Source organism: Bradyrhizobium ganzhouense (assembly GCF_049949285.1).
Taxonomy (GTDB): Bacteria; Pseudomonadota; Alphaproteobacteria; order Rhizobiales; family Xanthobacteraceae; genus Bradyrhizobium; species Bradyrhizobium ganzhouense.
This window is the reverse complement of the sequence record NZ_CP181318.1, coordinates 7517313-7534476: the sequence shown is the minus strand read 5'-3', so window position 1 is coordinate 7534476 and position 17164 is coordinate 7517313. Positions and strand designations below refer to the sequence as shown.

11 protein-coding genes are annotated in these 17164 nt (G+C 57.6%); 7 read left to right on the top strand and 4 right to left on the bottom strand.

All coding sequences use genetic code 11. From position 1 onward, the window contains the following. The first annotated feature begins 578 nt into the window (after positions 1-578). From ACLFLU_RS35020 to yhhC, 7 genes are all read left to right on the top strand, one after another. The gene (locus ACLFLU_RS35020; protein ID WP_426409239.1) at positions 579-2747 is read left to right on the top strand and encodes a hypothetical protein; all 2169 of its coding nucleotides are present in this window, start codon (positions 579-581) and stop codon (positions 2745-2747) included. Further along, positions 2744-4276 (top strand): Mur ligase family protein, encoded by a 1533-nt coding sequence (locus tag ACLFLU_RS35015; protein WP_426409238.1) that lies wholly within the window; start codon positions 2744-2746, stop codon positions 4274-4276. Before ACLFLU_RS35020 ends, ACLFLU_RS35015 begins: the two co-directional genes overlap by 4 nt. 201 nt (positions 4277-4477) lie before the next feature. Next, positions 4478-5137, top strand: a complete 660-nt coding sequence (locus ACLFLU_RS35010) for a hypothetical protein (RefSeq protein ID WP_426409237.1) — start codon at positions 4478-4480, stop codon at positions 5135-5137. A 238-nt stretch (positions 5138-5375) separates the two neighbouring features. Beyond that, positions 5376-6278: an aKG-HExxH-type peptide beta-hydroxylase gene (locus ACLFLU_RS35005; protein WP_426409236.1), complete on the top strand. Its 903-nt coding sequence runs from the start codon at positions 5376-5378 to the stop codon at positions 6276-6278. A gap of 443 nt (positions 6279-6721) precedes the next feature. Beyond that, the gene (gene yhhA / locus ACLFLU_RS35000; protein ID WP_426409235.1) at positions 6722-6898 is read left to right on the top strand and encodes a YhhA family cyclophane-containing RiPP; all 177 of its coding nucleotides are present in this window, start codon (positions 6722-6724) and stop codon (positions 6896-6898) included. Positions 6899-6912: 14 nt separating this feature from the next. Continuing rightward, on the top strand, positions 6913-8034 hold the full coding sequence (yhhB, locus tag ACLFLU_RS34995; protein ID WP_426409234.1) for a cyclophane-forming radical SAM/SPASM peptide maturase YhhB: 1122 nt from the start codon (positions 6913-6915) through the stop codon (positions 8032-8034). Continuing rightward, positions 8031-8606: a cyclophane-containing peptide 2OG-Fe(II) oxygenase YhhC gene (gene yhhC, locus ACLFLU_RS34990; RefSeq protein WP_426409233.1), complete on the top strand. Its 576-nt coding sequence runs from the start codon at positions 8031-8033 to the stop codon at positions 8604-8606. Before yhhB ends, yhhC begins: the two co-directional genes overlap by 4 nt. A 62-nt stretch (positions 8607-8668) precedes the next feature. Here yhhC and ACLFLU_RS34985 read toward each other — a convergent pair whose 3' ends face one another. The 4 genes from ACLFLU_RS34985 to ACLFLU_RS34970 form a co-directional block, all read right to left on the bottom strand. Next, positions 8669-9430 carry a hypothetical protein gene (locus tag ACLFLU_RS34985; protein ID WP_426409232.1) on the bottom strand — a complete coding sequence of 254 codons (762 nt, stop codon included), beginning with the start codon at positions 9428-9430 and terminating at the stop codon, positions 8669-8671. Between the two features lie 3 nt (positions 9431-9433). After that, positions 9434-10855 carry an AAA family ATPase gene (locus ACLFLU_RS34980; protein WP_426409231.1) on the bottom strand — a complete coding sequence of 474 codons (1422 nt, stop codon included), beginning with the start codon at positions 10853-10855 and terminating at the stop codon, positions 9434-9436. A gap of 608 nt (positions 10856-11463) precedes the next feature. Continuing rightward, the gene (locus tag ACLFLU_RS34975; RefSeq protein WP_426409230.1) at positions 11464-13314 is read right to left on the bottom strand and encodes a TOPRIM nucleotidyl transferase/hydrolase domain-containing protein; all 1851 of its coding nucleotides are present in this window, start codon (positions 13312-13314) and stop codon (positions 11464-11466) included. Further along, positions 13298-17002 carry an SIR2 family NAD-dependent protein deacylase gene (locus ACLFLU_RS34970; RefSeq protein WP_426409229.1) on the bottom strand — a complete coding sequence of 1235 codons (3705 nt, stop codon included), beginning with the start codon at positions 17000-17002 and terminating at the stop codon, positions 13298-13300. Before ACLFLU_RS34970 ends, ACLFLU_RS34975 begins: the two co-directional genes overlap by 17 nt. Between the last annotated feature and the right edge of the window lie 162 nt (positions 17003-17164).

The window sequence follows — 17164 nt, the reverse complement described above, 5'->3', positions numbered from 1 at the left end:
CGGGCGTCCCTTCACGATTTTGGGCTCATCCCCAGTGCTCCCAGCCAGAGCACGGCAGAATTCAGGCGCTAACCCTCTTTACTCGTTCTTGGCGCTGTGATTGATTAGTGCAACCAGTGGCAGAAGTAGCGAGGGTTGTCGTGGCAAGGACATCAGAGGGCACTTCTACTCGCGTCGCCGAGGGCACGAGCACAGGACGAGTTTCAGAGGGTGGTTCGACCACGCGTGTCTCCGAGGGGACGTCGACGACCAGGATCGCCGAGTCGGTCTATGTGGAGATCAATATCTACGGTGATCGAGTAGCCGAAGGTACTACTGGATCACGAGCGTCCGAGGGGACGACCTCGAGGGTATCTGAAGGGGGAACTGGCACCCGTGTTGCAGAAGGCGGCGGGACGAGAGTGGCGGAATCCGTTTTTGTCGAAATCAATATTCACGGAAGCCGGGTTTCGGAAGGAAGTCGCGGGACGGGCTCGCGCGTTTCAGAGGGAGGCGGCTCCACAGGCTCGCGCGTTGCCGAAGGTGGCGGGACTGTCGAAGCTCGCGTGGCGGAAGGAACGACGCGTCGGCAGTCCTAATTGGTCGCAACGGTGTTTAGCGTCCGTCTGCTCGATTCGGAATATAGGGATATACCAAGTGGCTCGCTTGTGTTGGCGGCGATGGCCAGAATGGGATTCGTATACGGATCCGGAAAACATGCCGAACAGAGCCTAATATCCATTCCTCACGATGTGAGTTCGTTTGAGGGACTAGAGTATCGTGGCTTGCCGGCGGAACTCTTGGGGTGCGCTTGCGCATGTCTTGAACTCTATCCGGTGGAGGGAGCAGCCGAAATCCAAGTAGATGCTGCGGCGGCGGAACATCCGAACGCCAGGCTCGGGCCTCAGCAAGCCGATCTCCTGAAATGCTTGGAGAGTTACGGATACAGCACCGCAGTGCTCTCAGCCTATCGATCCCCGACTTTTCAGGCGCTTCTGTTCGCCGCAAGGTATCTTGACGGAACCTTATTCGATGAAAAAGGACGATACCTTTGTTTGCCACCAAAATTTAGCGATCATTGCATTGTCGACGCAGCGCTAGATGTTGAAGACGGAGAGCGACTAACGCTCTTTTTGTCAACATTGGCTCAGAAACTTCCGTGTAGTCTTTTTCGCCCATTCCTCGCAAGCGATCGAATCGGCTTTGAGCCGTGGCATTGGAGGACCTTGTTCTTGGCCTCGGATACGGTCGACGAATCAGTTTGCCCGGAAAATATTCCCCAACCTCGCGAGGTTGCTCGCACCTTAGCCATGGGCGAATACTTGGATCTGGATTGCGGAACCCCTGTGAAGTCGGAATCCTCTAAGCCATCCGCCCATATTTTTGTTCATGGCTACGATGTAAAAAAGTCTGGCGTTTGCGTCGGATCGCGCCGGCGATCAATCGCCCTGTCCATCGCAGACGCAATCGCCGCAGTTGGAAGCTGGCCCTATTACGTGGTCACCATTCCTCATGGCTTCACTCCTCTAATGGATGGGAATATTCTAGAGAGCGATATTGGCGCCTGCGTGTTCCGCTCGACTTCAGATGCGAGCGATATTCCGACATATATCACTCCGTATTCCTGCATCTCAGATCGGGTAAATGTCTCCGGTCGTGTATATAAGGCCCTTGAACAAAAGGCTGGCTTGGCGCCAGGCACGCCATTCTACCTCGAAAAGTCCTTCGTCGATGAATGGCTTCTTCTCAACCAAGAGGCCGTAGTCCCCGTTCAATATGCAAATCCACGTTCCGGCTTCTACCGCGTTGCAGATGCACCGTTTTTGTTGCCGGGACGGTTCGATGGATGGCTGGGACGAGAGCACCGGGGAGATGTTCCGCCTTATATTATTTCGCATCACGAGCGAGTGCCTACCTATGAACTCGACTTAGTTCACTTCTCTCTCGTTCTTTCCTATCTGCGCGAGTACGATGTTGGAGGTGGTTGCGCCGACCTTGCAACAAGATTGGACGCTCAATTATCCCGCAAACTATTGCCTCGCGAGATCGACCAGCCGTTGAACCTCCAAGAACTCGCTGCGGCTGTCTTTTATATTCGAGCCAAACTGTTTCATGATCGATCCGCGGCGATAGAAGAATTCCAACGATGGTCGCCGCTTTTCCGCAAAGCGTCGGTTGATCTCCGCCAAGACAAAGCCGCTCGACTGTTCCTAGGACATCTGGCGAGTATGATGAGGGAGCTAGGTCCCCAGGTTCAGGGCGTTGGCGATCTACGTCAGGAACTTATCGAATCGTCAGAGGTCAGCCAGTGGGTAGATGAAGCCTTGTTCTATTCGCTAGCCGCGGCACAAATCATCGCTTTCAATTGCAGCTGTGGTGACAGGGCTTCGCATTGCCTGGCTGGCGATCTTATAGCGCAGATCATTGGACAGCCATCAAGCATTGGTGCAGCGGAGGACGGCGCTTTCGAGCGATTGGAGTCGTTCCAGACTGCTCTTCCGGTCGAAGCCGTCGGTGAACTCCTTCCCTATGTGCCTTTGACACCGGAAGAAAGGCAGGCGGTAAAACTCAGGTTGCTCAAGGCGGTAGGATTCCTATTTCGCTGTCAGTTCGATGAGGGCGTTGCAATGCTTCCTCATGGATCGACAAGTTTAGTCGGGGCAATGCCCTATTCCCTTCTAGATAAGCATGTACGGGTGGACTATGGCGTTCATGCCGCTCGAGCCGCACGTGCCGTCGCCAGACTTTTCGCGAACGCCAATCCATGAATATCGCGAACATCATTCTCTTGGATTCTGAGGGTGTTCGCGTTGTTCGTGCTGGAGATATTTATACGGTGCGGGGTGCGTTGTGCGTTAGAATTGAGCCCGCATTCGTATTTCAAGAAGGGACATTATCGATAAGTGTCTCTAGCCCCAACGAAGAGAAAATTTGCAGTGTGGTTCATAAAGTTAGCCGGGATACAATTGCAGTGTTTGAAGCAATTCCTGCGACCCGGCTGGGGCTGCATACAGTAGAGATATGTTTGAACGAAAAGTCGATCGTTAATTTTTCGATTAACATCGGAAAAGAGGCAACGAAAATCGTCAGCGCGGCATTTCGTGAGCGGAATCAATCGTCGTTTTACCGAAACCGGTATCGATTGCAGGCCATTCCGTTCGAGAGCATGTTTCGCGAGACGCATGAGGTGGTCCGGCGAAAAGGTGCGTCCCTAATTTTTGTAACCGGTTCGGTCGGAAAGACAACCACAAAGGAGCTGCTAAGCTGGTTGCTGAAACCATTGCGCGATTTGATACACTCTACCGACTCATGGAATTTCCCACATGAGATTTGCAGTCAGATTCACAATAACAGTTCTTGGTGCAGCTTGTTCGTGATGGAAGCTGCGCTCGGCGCGCACCTGGGTCTGATGGGTAAGTTGCTGCCTCCAGATGTATTGGTGTTCACTTCCGTTGGCAAAGTGCACACATCGTTTTCTCAAGACTTGCAACAAATTGCTGATCAGAAAGCGATGCTTGCGACACACATGTCGGATGGTTCGACGATCGTGGCCAACTTTGACAATGAGTTTATCCGACGTGCTGTCGAAAAACAAAAGGTCGTAAGCGAGCGTCGAGTCAACGTTCTCCGAACGTCGACCAATGAGTCTAGTGACGCTGATATCATTGCCATGGAAAGCGATGGGAAGATCGTCGTAGTTGATAAACCTCGGGCAATTCGGATTGAGTGCATCTTGAAGTCCGATGTTCTGATACCACCAAATGTAATTGGCTGCGCCTACGGTGCTTGGAGGGTGATGGCTGGGGATGAATGTCCGGCGAATGAGTTTGCCGATCGCTTGGCGGAGTTTCCGGGAGCGCCGGGTCGACTTGAAAGAATTGAGCTCGCGAACGTAACTGTCGTCAACGACGCCTACAATTCGAACCCTCTATCTATGCGACGATTCATATCTCATTTGGCCCTCGAACGAAGTATAGGTCGCCGCGTCTTGGCGGTGGTTGGCGAGATGCGTGACCTCGGGCCTCTCACGCACAATGAGCACGCGGCAATTGTCGCTGAGGTCTGCAATGCGGCAGATAAGGTCATTTTTGTGGGGGATCTTTTCAAAACTGTTGATCTCTCATCGACTGTAGAATGGCTGAGCCTGGATGATCTTGGCGTGCTAGACGACAAGCTGAGCGCGCTTGTGGGCGAATACGACGTATTCGGCTTTAAGGGATCTTATGCTACTGGGTTGTTTCACTTGGCTAATGGATTTATCGCGAAGCACGCTAATGCTCTGGCGATGCAAACTTGATCGCATCTTCTTATCGGATGCGCTGCCGATCTTCAGGCGTCCCTTGGGTTCTGGCGACCTGGAACGCTTGCGGCTCCAGCCGGCGCAGACGGCACCAAGCTGCGCGGCGGGATGTGGTTGCCGCTTGGACTTAAATTGTCGTGATCGGAGCGGCCGACGGATGGAAATTGGGGCATCAACTCACCGCAGAAGGTAGTGAAGATGACCGAGCTGAATATTTCGAATGATGGGAAGGGGCCGGGCAGCCCGTTATCGCCTGAGACGGTGGGGACGTTCGCGCTTGTCGGCGTGCTCGTGGTCGCCGTCAGCCAATCACTGGCGGGCTGGGCCGAAAGCCTCGAGCGGAACTACCGCCGCGGATTGCTGCTAAAGGCTTACCGTCGGCGGCACGAATGGAAGAAGTCCGACCTTTCAAGGCTTGAGAAGCTCGACGTCAATCCCGTCGCTCGCCGGCGGATGCAAGCCGTGGCAGGACTTGGACGTCCGGTGGTTAGCCAACCGCAATCTATCGAAGAGTTCGTCCTCGAAAGGTTGAATGCCTTCTCAGTCTTGCTAAGCCCGGAAAGCTCGGCCCATGACCGAAGGAGGTGTTTCAGAACCTGGCCGTGGTGGAAGCATCATGTTGAAGCGTACTATCGGGGCGAACTGAGATTGGCTCAAGAGCGAGGGGAGAAAGGCGCTTCGGCCGAAGCGGAGATCAGGGTTGGCGCTGCACTCGGCCTATCGTCTTCCCTAGTGCACAGCATTTGCGGGGAAATTCGGCTGATGCGGCAGGACGACGAGCAGTCGGCCAACTTTCCGGAGGAGACGATCCGAGACTACGAGCGCTGGATGAACCACGGCCCTGACCCAGTCCGATAGGGCGCGCCTTTGTAAGCTAAGGGAGTGCTTGCACTCATTGGTTTGCTGGGCAGCGGCAGTCTTCTCAAGGAGAGCTAGACAAGGTAAGGGAAGTATGTTGGCGTCACTGCGAACTGAAAGCGGTTACTTGATTTAAGCAACAGTGCAGATCGAGGACAGCAAACGACGATCCTGACGGCAATGATAGACCGCTTTGAATTGAGCTTTGTGTGGTGGCTCCACAAAAGTAAGCCGCGCGATGCCTGATGACACATTAGAACTTCTCGCCGCGGAGATTGGTCGTCAGGCCGCTGACCTGCTCGCGCAAGGCTTGATCTGGCTGCCGGGCATGGCGCCTTTGCTGGCTAAGCACGAATGGGCGGCACTGGAGCGACAATCTGGGCTGTTGCCCCCATCCTACGGGACTGACCGTGTGCGTGAGGGCGACCCGGAAGGTGCTCTCAATGTCTTTGCCGAGATCAGGACGCCCGAGGCGATCGAGCTGTCAATGCCCGCCATGATCGTCGAACATCCGTTCCGGTCCGAAAGCTACTATCGAACGCTTGACATATCATTTTACGGGGCGCGCGAGCTCGACGCCTTCCTGGTGATCCGAAAGATCCGGTCGGCGTTTGATTGTCTTTCACTCGCGCAAGACTTGATAGCTTCGATTTTGCATCTCGTTCGGGTCATTCATATAGTCCGGCCACCCGATCCTGCCTATGATGTCAGTCACAGCGACCCGCAGGTCCCGTTCTCGGTATTTGTTTCACTGCCTGAAGATGAGACCGAGCGGGGACGACTAAGGCTTGCGGAGGAAATCCTGCACGAAGCGATGCACCTTCAGCTCACGCTTCTGGAGGGACATACGCCACTGGTGAAGCGTCCGGAGGCCGCGCGTTATTCGCCATGGAAGCGCATGGCGCGACCGATTCAGGGTGTCATGCACGGACTCTATGTCTTCGGCGTCATCGATGCCTTCCTCGAGGTGGTCGAAGGCTCATGCGACAGTCAGACCATCCATTATGTCCGCGATCGCCGTGCGCAGATTGCCGAAGAGGTGACCGAAGCCACTTCCCCAGTATTTAGGGAGGATTTGACGGACGTTGGGACCTTGCTCTTGAATGCGATTGTGGCGCGCTTCACCAACGCAAATCGGTGAAATCTACGCCATGCCGCTGGAGACTTCCTCCGACTGCTCGGTCGCGTCCTGTCGGATGGGCTCAGTGCTCGCGCAGGCGGCCGTGAAGACTCTGCGGGTCGAGCCCAAGCAACGCTGCTGATGAGACGAGCAGCGGCCATTTAGCTTCTCGGAGTGGTGCTATTGCGTGAGTCTATACTAATAAAAATTCCACCAAAATTCATCTACTAAGTATTTGATCTCGCTATATCCAAGTCACGAAAACCGACAGGCCAGTTTATATTGTCTAAATCTAATTTCTATCGTAGCGATATGATAAAATACTTCAATTTAAAAGGTTAGATTAGAACTATATTTCAAGAAGTCGCGCGATAGATTCATCTACATTATGCGAATAAGGTTCCGTGCTCTTCTATCTATTGCGCTCGGAAGATGATAAGCAGCGTGGAGAGTCGGAGATCACCATGGACAAATCGAGCGAAGGCCAAGCTCTACCCTCGGAGCAAGATCGTCTGCCTGGCGATCTAAGAGACATAGGTCTCGATAGCGAAGCGCTCGCCAGGCTCCTCGAAGAGGTGCGCAACGATACGTCGTTCACGCCGGCGGCCTATAATCGTACCTATAATCGACACAACCGGTAAGTGGCGCGAGAACGGTGGAAGTCGACACCGTACTTTTGAAAGTTGCCAGTAGGTGCAATCTCGATTGCACCTACTGCTACGTTTATCATCTCGGCGACGATGCCTGGAAGAACCAGCCCAAGCGAATGTCGCGGCTCGTGATCGGGCGGACATGCGAACAGCTCGGCGAGTTGGCGCGCGCGCAAGGCCGCCCATTCAGCGTGGTCCTTCATGGCGGAGAACCGTTGCTTCTGGGGGGTGCCGCTCTCGCCGACCTTTTCTCCCGATTGCGTGCCGCGCTGCCGCCCGATTGCGGGCTGCATGTCCAGACCAACGGCGTGCTGCTGAACGACCAGATAGTCGATCTCTGCCTTGAACATCGTGTCGGAATCTCAATCAGCCTCGATGGTCCCGCCAGGCTGCATGATCGCTTTCGTATCGACCATGCGGGTCACGGCTCTCACGCTGGCGTGCTTCGCGGCATCGCATTGCTCCGGGATCGTCCGAAGGCGCGTTGGCTGTTCTCCGGCATATTGTGCGTCGTCGATCCGGCCAGCGATCCGGCCGAGGTTTACAGTTTCCTCAAGTCGACTGAGGCGCCCAGTCTCGATTTCCTTTATCGCGACGGCAACCACAGCCAGTTGCCCTTCGGCAAGGCCTCGTTCGAGTCGGTCGAATACGGCAACTGGATGTGCCGGCTTTTGGACATCTACCTATCCGACCGATCGCCGCCTCGTGTTCGCATTCTCGATGACTTCCTGCGATTGATCCTAGGTGGGCGCGGCGTTAAGGAGGGCGCCGGTACGGAGAGCTACGGCATTCTCATTGTCGAGACCGACGGTACGATCAACAAAAACGATACGCTGAAAAGCGCAGGTTCGGCGTCGGATCAGTTCGAAGCGTCCTGGTCCGTCATGGATGGCAATCTGGTGAATCTGATGGCGTCCGAGGAGTTCGCCAGCTACTACGCTTTGCAGCGTCCGTCCGCACCGCAATGTCTCGAATGCCCGGATTTAGGCGTCTGTGGCGGCGGCATGCCGGCGCACCGATGGCGCGACGCCAACGGTTTCGACAATCCAAGTGTCTTCTGTTCGGACCAGAGGCTCTTGATCGCGCGTATGCGTTCGATTTTGACGGCAAATCGGGGGGCGGCATGATCACACTTGATTTCAACCGGGCCGCAGCCTCAAACAAGCCATTCCCTCACGCCTTGCTGCCAATCGCCATTCCGCGTGACGCGTCAAACGCCGCGCTCTCTTGGCTGGTTAGTGAGGCGCCGTGGGACTTGCGGGTCGAGGACTTCTACGTTCAGCACGAGTTCAGCTTGCTCAACGTAGCGCTCGGCGATGCGATCGCACCACTCGCAAGCGGCGCCTTCATCGATCAGGTTCGTGAATTCCTCGAGCGGACTTTTTCGCTTGATCGAACCCTGCACCTCGTCGATGTGAACGCTCACCGGCTGACCTCGAAGCAGGTCATTCGGGTCCATAACGATTATATCGAGGGAGCCGAAACCCATCGTTTCCTCATTCAGCTGAATACAGGCTGGACCGCCGCGCAGGGGGGACTCCTGATGTTGTTCGAAGAAGACAACGTCGAGACGGTCCGGCAAGTCCTGCTGCCGCAGCACGGCAGCGGTTTCGCGTTCGAGATTTCACCGCGTTCGTTTCATGCCGTGTCCGAAATCCGTCATGGCGAAAGGTATACGCTCGTCTACACCTTCTCATGATCACGGCGAAGCTCCGCCGCAATCGAATGCGATGTGTTCTCCGCGGGAACCAGATCCGCGCCTCAGGGGGAGGCGAGAAAGTCGCCCACCATCGCACTATATTCGGCCTCGCTAGTCGCGAGACGGGCGAGCTGTTGCCGAGCCAGCTCTTGCTCCTGTTGCACGGCCTGGTTAAAGGAAGCACTCGGTATCCGCACGAAATCTCTAATCGTCGTGCATAATTTCAAGTGGCTCAACCGCGCCGTTTTCAATGGGATGCGATTAAGGCCGAGCGACGCAACCGTCGTCTTGCCGATTCTGGAAGTCGCCACGATCGCCGGACCGTTGAATTTGATGTGCCGACGTGGATCTGTTGGGCCGCCGGGATCCAAGATCAACGGCTCCTCAACATGATCGTCGGTGCGCCTCCGGTTACGATGGTTGGTAATCCGCAAGGGAAAGAGGTTCTTCTTGCCGCTCGAATTGCAGCGCTCGCAAACGAAATAAAGGTTCGGCCACGCGTAGGCGAGCCAGTAGTAGCCAGGATAGAGCAGGGACTCGCCCTTGGCCTGCTGCGAACAGGTCTTTGGGCGATAATGCTCGACGTGCCCCGCGGCAATGTGTGAAACCCTCGCTTCGCAATAGCAACATTTGTCGTGCTGCGCCGCCTTCAACGCGTTCTTGACGTCAGTGTGTCCATAAACGCTCTTGTCGAATTTGAATGCAGTCTTGCTGCTTGCGCCAGCAGCGGGATCGAGCGCGAGGGCATGCTCCAAAGCTGCGACAAGAGCGACGCCTGCGTCGAGACGCTGAGGCGCCGCATTGGGCTTTTGTACCCTAATCAATGCCTACCCCTTCGATGCGAGGCGTGCTGCGGCGTCGCGCACGATACGCATTGCCTCTTCGACATCGGGATTGGTTTCAGTCGGCAGGTCGAGCATGTCTTTCTGAAGTTGACGCAGGCGCGCGTTTTCGGCGGGCGTTCTGCGCCGTTTGTCCGCGAGCCGCTGCTGCTCCTCGAACAGCGCGTCGACTTTGGGAGGCCAGAAGCTTTCCAGCCCGAAGAGGTCGGACGTCACAATCTGATCGACCCGCCAGTTTTCGAGCACAGCCGGATCGTTCTCGATCACCGAATGGTCGCCGTCGCGCATGACGACAGCGAGATTGGCGTCCAGAAACGCTTGCGTCATCAGCGGGCTATGCGCGGTCGCGATGAACTGGACGTTGGGGAAGTGCTTCGACAGACGCTCTCTCAGCTGTCTCTGCCATTTTGGATGCAAATGCAGATCGATCTCATCGACGAGCACGATGGCCGGCTCGACTAGGGGATTGGTGCTCTGGGGGTATCGCTGAAAAAGCCTCCAGCCGATGTCGACCAGCCACGCGGCCATCGTCTGGTAGCCGTAGCTCAGCTGACGCAGCCTGACTTCGCCGTCATGTGTCGTCACATAGACACCGTATCTATCGTTTCCGCCGAGCGGACCCGGTCGATGGATCACGATGTTGTTGGGATGTTCGACTTCCGGCAGAAGCGCCGCGATCAGTTTCAGAAAGGTATTCTTCTGCGCCTTCGCGCGCTTGGCGCCTTCACCCTTGGCGGTCGACGCATAGTCGATCTGCTTTAGCAATTCCTCGGCGTCGAATAGCTCTCCCGTTCCTTTCAGTAGAGAGTCCGTTGCGTCGGGCGCCCTCTTGAAGTCGACGTTGTCAACTCCCATATGCCGCCCGGCGCCATAGGCCAAGATCAACGGCTCTTCGAATTTCGAGAAGCGTTTCCATCGACGCAGCTCGACGCCGCGGTCTTGGTTGGGCCAGTCTTCCGGCTTTTCCGGCCAGCTCGATGCGTCGATGATTTCGGGTTTCCCTGCGACCCTTGAGAATAGGACCGACGTCTCGACCACTTCGGCGGAGTCCATTTTTTTGTCGAGGCGAACCGCGACCGCAAAGCTAGCCTTCACCTCGCATTTCACATCACCGTTGCGGGCTAGATTTTCGAAGACTTGATTCTCGGCCTGAGCCATGCGCGGCTCGACGAACATCTTGGGATTCTCTTTGCTGCCCTGGTCATCGCTGTTAAACACGGGAGTCAGCTGCGTGATGCATTCGAGCAAGGTCGTCTTGCCGACGCCGTTGTCGCCAAGAATGAGGGTCCATCGCGCAGCTCCCCCCTTGGGATTGCGCAAACTGAGTGTATGACTTCCGGCGAACGATTTAACGTTCGTCAGATTCAGCTCGACCACGTAAGTCGCGGGTTTCGAGGTCGTTGGCACGCGAACAGCTCCCAATGTCGAGGCTTCCCATCAATCTGCACTGCGCGCGGCGGGCCATCAAGACCTCAGCCGCCGCGACGAATCGGTTTATCACGTCGCTTGAGAGGGAGATACGTGCTCGTCGCGCGCAGGGCGGACGTGTCAGATGCTCGCTGAACCCCGACCCATGGCGGCCTTTGCTTTGAATCTCGCGCCAGCTCGTTTCGTGCAGTGTTTCGGATGCAGAACGGTTGGAAGCGCGCTCGTGCGTACTTTCTCTTCATCACAGCTTGGTTGTGGCCAGCCGCCTTCGAGGCGTGCTCCGCTTGGGCGATATCGTGCGGCCGAGAAGACAAGAACCGGCCTCGCCGACGCGGTAGCAGTTTTGCTCCACGGCGCTGTAAGCGGTTTCCGTTCCGCTCGAGGACGCGGCGGAGAACCTTCGCCGGTCCGGCCCCCTAACCGGCGTCGAGGCGGCGCGTCCCTCCGCCGGCGTTCGTGCTGCGGGGCACTGCAGCAAACGGGGCCGTGCGGGCAGAATTTGCATCGTGGCGGCGATTGCGCGCTCAGTCCGTGCCGGAAGTCATCGCCACAACCCGGTCCTGAAGGGCCAGGTACGCGTAACAGGATCACTTGGCACGACGCTTATGTAGCGAAAACGGAGGCTTGCGTTTCGTGACGGCGCCGGGATGGAGCTTTCCGAAATAGCCCGTGAGCTGGTTGTATTCCCACATCGCCTGAGTTATCGGCTGGGGATTGCGCGCTGCGCGCTCAACGACCTTCTCCAGAAACCGCACGATCGGTCGATGTTGAGGCTTCCGCCTGGCCGCGGGATCCACCATGAGATCGAACAGCACTTTGCCAAAGAGGGGCTTGTTCAGCTCCAGCCCGGTACGCTCCTCGTAGAGCACGTTCAGAGTTCGCAACTTGCCCTTACGCTTCGGTTCGCGTGCGCTCTCGCGGCACGGCTTGACGTCGAAGACCGTAAACCGTGCCTGTCCCGCCGCATAGATCGTCAGCGCTTTCGCAAGCTCGGTGTCGTTGAAATTATCCAGCTCGAAGCAAAGCTTCCAAAGTTTGACATAGTCAGGCCGCGTCACGTGCCGATTCTTCGAATGAATGGAATGCGCGATCCGCAGGCCCTTGCCGATGTTGACGGGCACAAGACCCTCGTTGTCGAGCAGGACGAAGGCGATCGTCTGGTGATGATGCAGATAGTCGATCAAGCGCCACAAGGCACTGTAGGAGCTGTCCTTGCCCCCGGTCGCATTCCCGACGCCGCGGAGGTTCACCATCTCGATGCCAAGCACACTCAGGCTCGTGGCATACATCTTGTCGATCAGGTGCGGCACGATAGCAAGTTCGGTCGGCCCCTCCACGAACAAGACCAGATCAGGTTTGGGGTTCAGCCTGAAGTCATTGACGACGAGTTCGAGTGCCCGCCGTGGATCGTCTTGGACCCTGATATCTGGAATGCGGTCGATGAGCGTTCGGCCGAGATCCTCATCCGGGTCGAGCTGCTCGCCGAAAGCATCCGCGTAGAACAGGCGCAACATCTTAGCCATCTCATCGAAGGACCGCGCCTTGAGAGCATCGTCCTTCAAACGCTGCCGCTTCTCAAGCCGGACGAAACGCACCAGAATGCGCCAGTTCTCCAGCGGGTCGAGTTGGCGGCAATACCTAAACACATTCTCGTAGTGGCGCTTGAGTTCGGCCTTGTCGAGCCCGAGAGAGCGTGCGATGCCTGCCGCATCCCACTGGCGCGCGAATGCGTACCAGTCCCAATCCAAGGAATGACTGATGCGGGTAGGGACGGAAATCTCACGCTCGTCGCCCTGCGTTCGCGGATAGTATCGGTCAGAGATGATCTGACATAGGGTGCCGACCATGCTATCGCTCGTCCTGTCGGTCCCAGCCATGTGGGTAGCGGCCGTGGCCAGATTGGGTCCGAGCTGGTCGCCCCATTCCGGATCGATGCTCCCGTCCTCGCGAAGTGCCCATTCGAGCTCAACGGTTCCTGTCATCGATCGCAGGAGGCGATCGAGCTCGAAGATTTGGAACTGCGAGTAATAGGCTTCGTGCCGCCGCATCTCGGTGTCGATCGTTGCCCGGTGCAGCGCCGCTCTATCTCGAGGGTCCCAGGCATTGCCATGTTCGAGCCAGCTCCGGATCACTCGCCGGCTGAAATCGAAATCGGCGAGCTCGACGCGGACATCTCCGTCCCAAGGCTCGTCTTTCGGGAGATAATCCATATAGCTGAAGCGCTGGACGCCATCGAGCAGCTTGATCTTGCGTGTGATGTCGATCCGGTAAATCCGCAGCAAAGGAAGAAACAAGCCGACGCGCTCCAGTTGCCGCAGGCGCTCGGCATCGACTTTCAGGTTTCGATTGCAGCAAAAGCTGATGAAATTCGACGCAGGCAACAGCGGACAGACCCGGAAAGCCTCGCGTTCGATGATATCCTCAAACCTCTGCGTCACGAGCCCCCCATGGATCAGCCGCTTGCTCGCTCTGATCCCGCAAGGCGAAGCGGACCTCGGGCAAGGGATCCGATCCTGCATCGTCGATCCAAGCCCGCAAAGTGCTGACACCGGCAACATACCTCTCGAGAACCTTTGCCAGCCTGACGCATTCGGCGCGGACGGACGAGACCACGACCGCGCGCATGCCCTCGTTTGGAGTGTCCTCGTAACGAAACACGTCGCGGATGACGGCCATCGTCTCCACCAGGCGCTTGTGATCTTCGGCGTTCAAAATGCCGTCTTCAATGAGCTTACGCGCCGTGCTCAGCATGATCGCAAGTCCGATCTCATGGCACGTCTCGATCGTCGCGATCAATTGATCGGCCAGGACACGGGGGATGTCCGCAGCGGTTCCGGCTTTCGATAGCTTGACCCAGCGGCTGATGGCCATCGCCGCAGCGCCGACCCTCACGTCGTCCGAAGCGACAAGGCTGCGGCGGATCATCGAGACGATCTGATCACGTTCGCCCTCCGCCGGTGCCCAGAAAAGCGGCAGTGCCGAAAGGGCTCGCCATGATCCGGTCCGCCCGATGAACGTCATGAGATCATGCGTGCGTTGCCCGCTACCTTGTTGATTCGGCAGGTTGGGAGCGACGGCTGCCGCAATTGCGTCGCCGGCTGCGCTACGGATGCTGTCGTTGAATCCTTTCGCGAAGGCAAGGGCGAAGGGATCCTGCCGATCGACTGTCTGCAGCTCCCAGGCGACAATTTCGTCGAACAACCGCGCGGCCACATCTGGCGGCAGTGTCAAGCCGAGTTTGACCGCGAGGGTGATTGCATGGAGATGGTCCGCCTTTCGGCCGACATCGAGCGAGCTGACCGACGGTTCTATCTTCATGACATCGCTCAGATCAGGGTCAAGTAGGCGCGCGGTGAGCCTGGCCTTCAGATCGACGCCGTCAGGAACCGGACATTTCAGCAGACTGCCGGCGATCAAGAAAGTGTTCCTCGGCAGACCGGTGTGATCTTCCGCATCGAGGTCGGACCAAAGTGCCGTTCCGAACGCGGTCGCTTCTTCGGGTTTCAGGATGCCGCGCAAAGACAAGTAGGCGAGCGGCAGGCTCGCATGCTCCCGATCCGGATGACCCTTTTGCATCATGATCAGCAACTGCTGAATCCGACGGTCCCAACGCAGATCGCCGAGCTCGCGGTCCGGTTGCGCCTTCCACATCGCGGTCACGGCCCGAGGCCACAACTGCATGTTCGAATTCTTCTCCGATGGTAGCGGAAACTCGAGAGCCGCCAGAACGAAGGCGCCCTTTTCGGCGACAGGTATCGCTGCGGATGCATGGGTTACGATTTCGCCTAGTGCCTCGATCAGCCCGATCTCGAAAATGTTGGAATCATTGGCCATCGCGACGGCACTGCGGAGCAGCGTGCCAGCCCGGTCCGGCGACATCCGGACCGTCAGCCGTGAAAGCGCCATGAGGGACACGCGAAGCGCATTGATGGCCCGGCGGCGATCGCGTTGAAGGCCCGGCGCGCGCAACTCGGCAATCCGGCGCGCCCAGAAAGTGACCGCGGTACCGATCGTGGCGAGGAGCGATGAACTGCAGCCGGCGCTCATACGAGCGGCGGCGAGCCGGCCGAAATGACGGTCGAACGGTTTGTCCCGATGGCTACTTATCGCGCGCAGCAGCCAGACATACCATTCGACGGTCGATTGTTGACCTTCCTCGACGACTGCAATCGCAGCGTCTTCGCAGATATTGGCGAAATTGATGCGGATGGGCAGGCCGACCTGCTCGATCAGCTGATCGAATTCGTAGAATAGCAAGATGCCAGTATTTTCCGCTCCGAGCCTGATCTTGCCAGACCCATCGCGATAGTGACCGGTCTCGAAAGCGGCCTGAACCTTTACTTGATCTTCGCGCCGCTCCTTCTCGATCGAAGCGGCTTCGGTCTTAAAATATTGCAGCTCCTTCATTGGATCGATGCCCTCACCGCTGAAATCGCGCAGCACCGGCAGATCGGACCACCGTCTGGATCCCACGTCGCTGGCGCGGCTCAACCAGGCCGCCCAAGAGAGTTGCGACTTGATCGCCAGTGAATCTCGGTCGAGCCGGTGACGCCGTTCGAGCTCGGCCGTACTTTCCTTGATCAGCCTCGTCGCGGTCGCATATTCGCCGAGCTCGCAGTGAAGCGCAGCGCGACGCAGCTTCCAGACCGGCTCCTCCGATGGCAGCTGCGCAAGCTGCGTCTCGAGCTTCGTGAGATCCATCCGATCGCGTGCGCGCAAGCATAGCTGATAGGTCACCTCGTGGCGCAGAGCCGAGCCAGGCGCGGCTTCCGTTTCGATTAGGCGGGCCCATCGGTTAAGCTCATCGTCGTCCGCGGAAAACCGGGCGTCGCGCAACAGCGCCAGCGCGAAATCCAGGCGCATAGTAGAATCAATCGCGAGGGGCTCGGTCTTGAGCACTTCCGTCAGCGCTGCTGCCAGCTGCGTATCAAGCGGTGCGAGGCTCGTCGTTCGCCGCCAGAGAATTTCGGACAGAGCTTCCGCACGCACAGCCGGTTCGAGCAGATCGAGCACCTGTCTGCGCATCATCCAGCGAGCGCCGCCGGCATCGAGCAGGGGCTGCCGGTGATGGCTCGGACAGACCTGCCAGCCAGGATAGGAAAGCCGATCGTTCCGGAGCAGAGGGATGGTTTCCTTGGCCAACTCGGCGACGAAAGCATAATCAGTGCGCAAACGGTCATATGCTGTGCTTTCCGCCCGGGATATCGGAAATCGGTCGGGCGGAATCAGCTGCCATTCATGCCGAAGCGGGGGCTTGGCCTTGCGGAGCTCATCGAGAAAGATTCTCGTAGCCTCCGAATGCCGGACATCTCGTGGCAGGTGCTCCACGAGCGGCGCAAGATCGATCGGTGCGATATTATGAGCCTCGAAATAGCGCCGGGTCGCCCGTTCCAGCCGCAAATTGCCGACGAGATAGATCCGCCGTGCGCTGCCACCCAGGTGGTCGCGTACCCACCCCGCCCATTGCAGGAAGTTGGGGTCGTTGCCGGAGAAGCCAACCAAGCAAAGCTCGTTCTCGATGAAGACCTGACGGGCAAAGTTGACGAAGGCGGCAAATTTCGCGGGATAAGTCCGGTAATCCTCTTCGGCGAAGATGAGAGGCCATGCATCGCCGAGCGTGCGGTGAAGCTTCACGATCCGCGGCGACCTTGCATAGGTCAGGTCAGTCTCCGTTCGCACCGTCTCGTAGGCGCGGTCGCTGCTCTCGGCAGCCCGCTCCAATAACGTGTCCCAATTTGTCGTCAAGATATCGGCCCACGGCAATTCCAGGAGCGCGGAATGCAATGGCCCCGGGGCCCAGGACTTCTCGGGAAAGTTGTCGCGAATGAATTCATCGAGGCCGGACTGGCCGAAATAGGTGCGGTATTCTTCGGCGATACGCAGTGGATCGCTCGGAGCAGCCTCCGGATCGTGCGGATAGAGCCGCTGGACCATCCTCTTCTTCAGATCCCACCATGACGGCGGCTCCGGCGATTGATGCGAGGTACGAACCGCATTCTTGCTCAGGCCGGCTCCCACAAGGATCGAAGCACCGCGAACCGAGCCGTCCCGCCAGAGCGCGCGAGCCAGTTGCTGCAGTGCAGGATAATCGGGGAGACTTTCAATGGTGGAGTCTGGATCGGGCATCAATCAGTTCAATCCAAAATTGATATTCTGCCTTGAAGCTCTTCGCCTAGCAAATCCCGATCGGAAGTCCATTCGACTCTTGCGGGAGGTTCAGCGCGATCAGCCGGCCGGGCGAGCCCGTCACCTTTCGCGAGCGTCATGGCGGCGGCGGAGCCCCTGTGC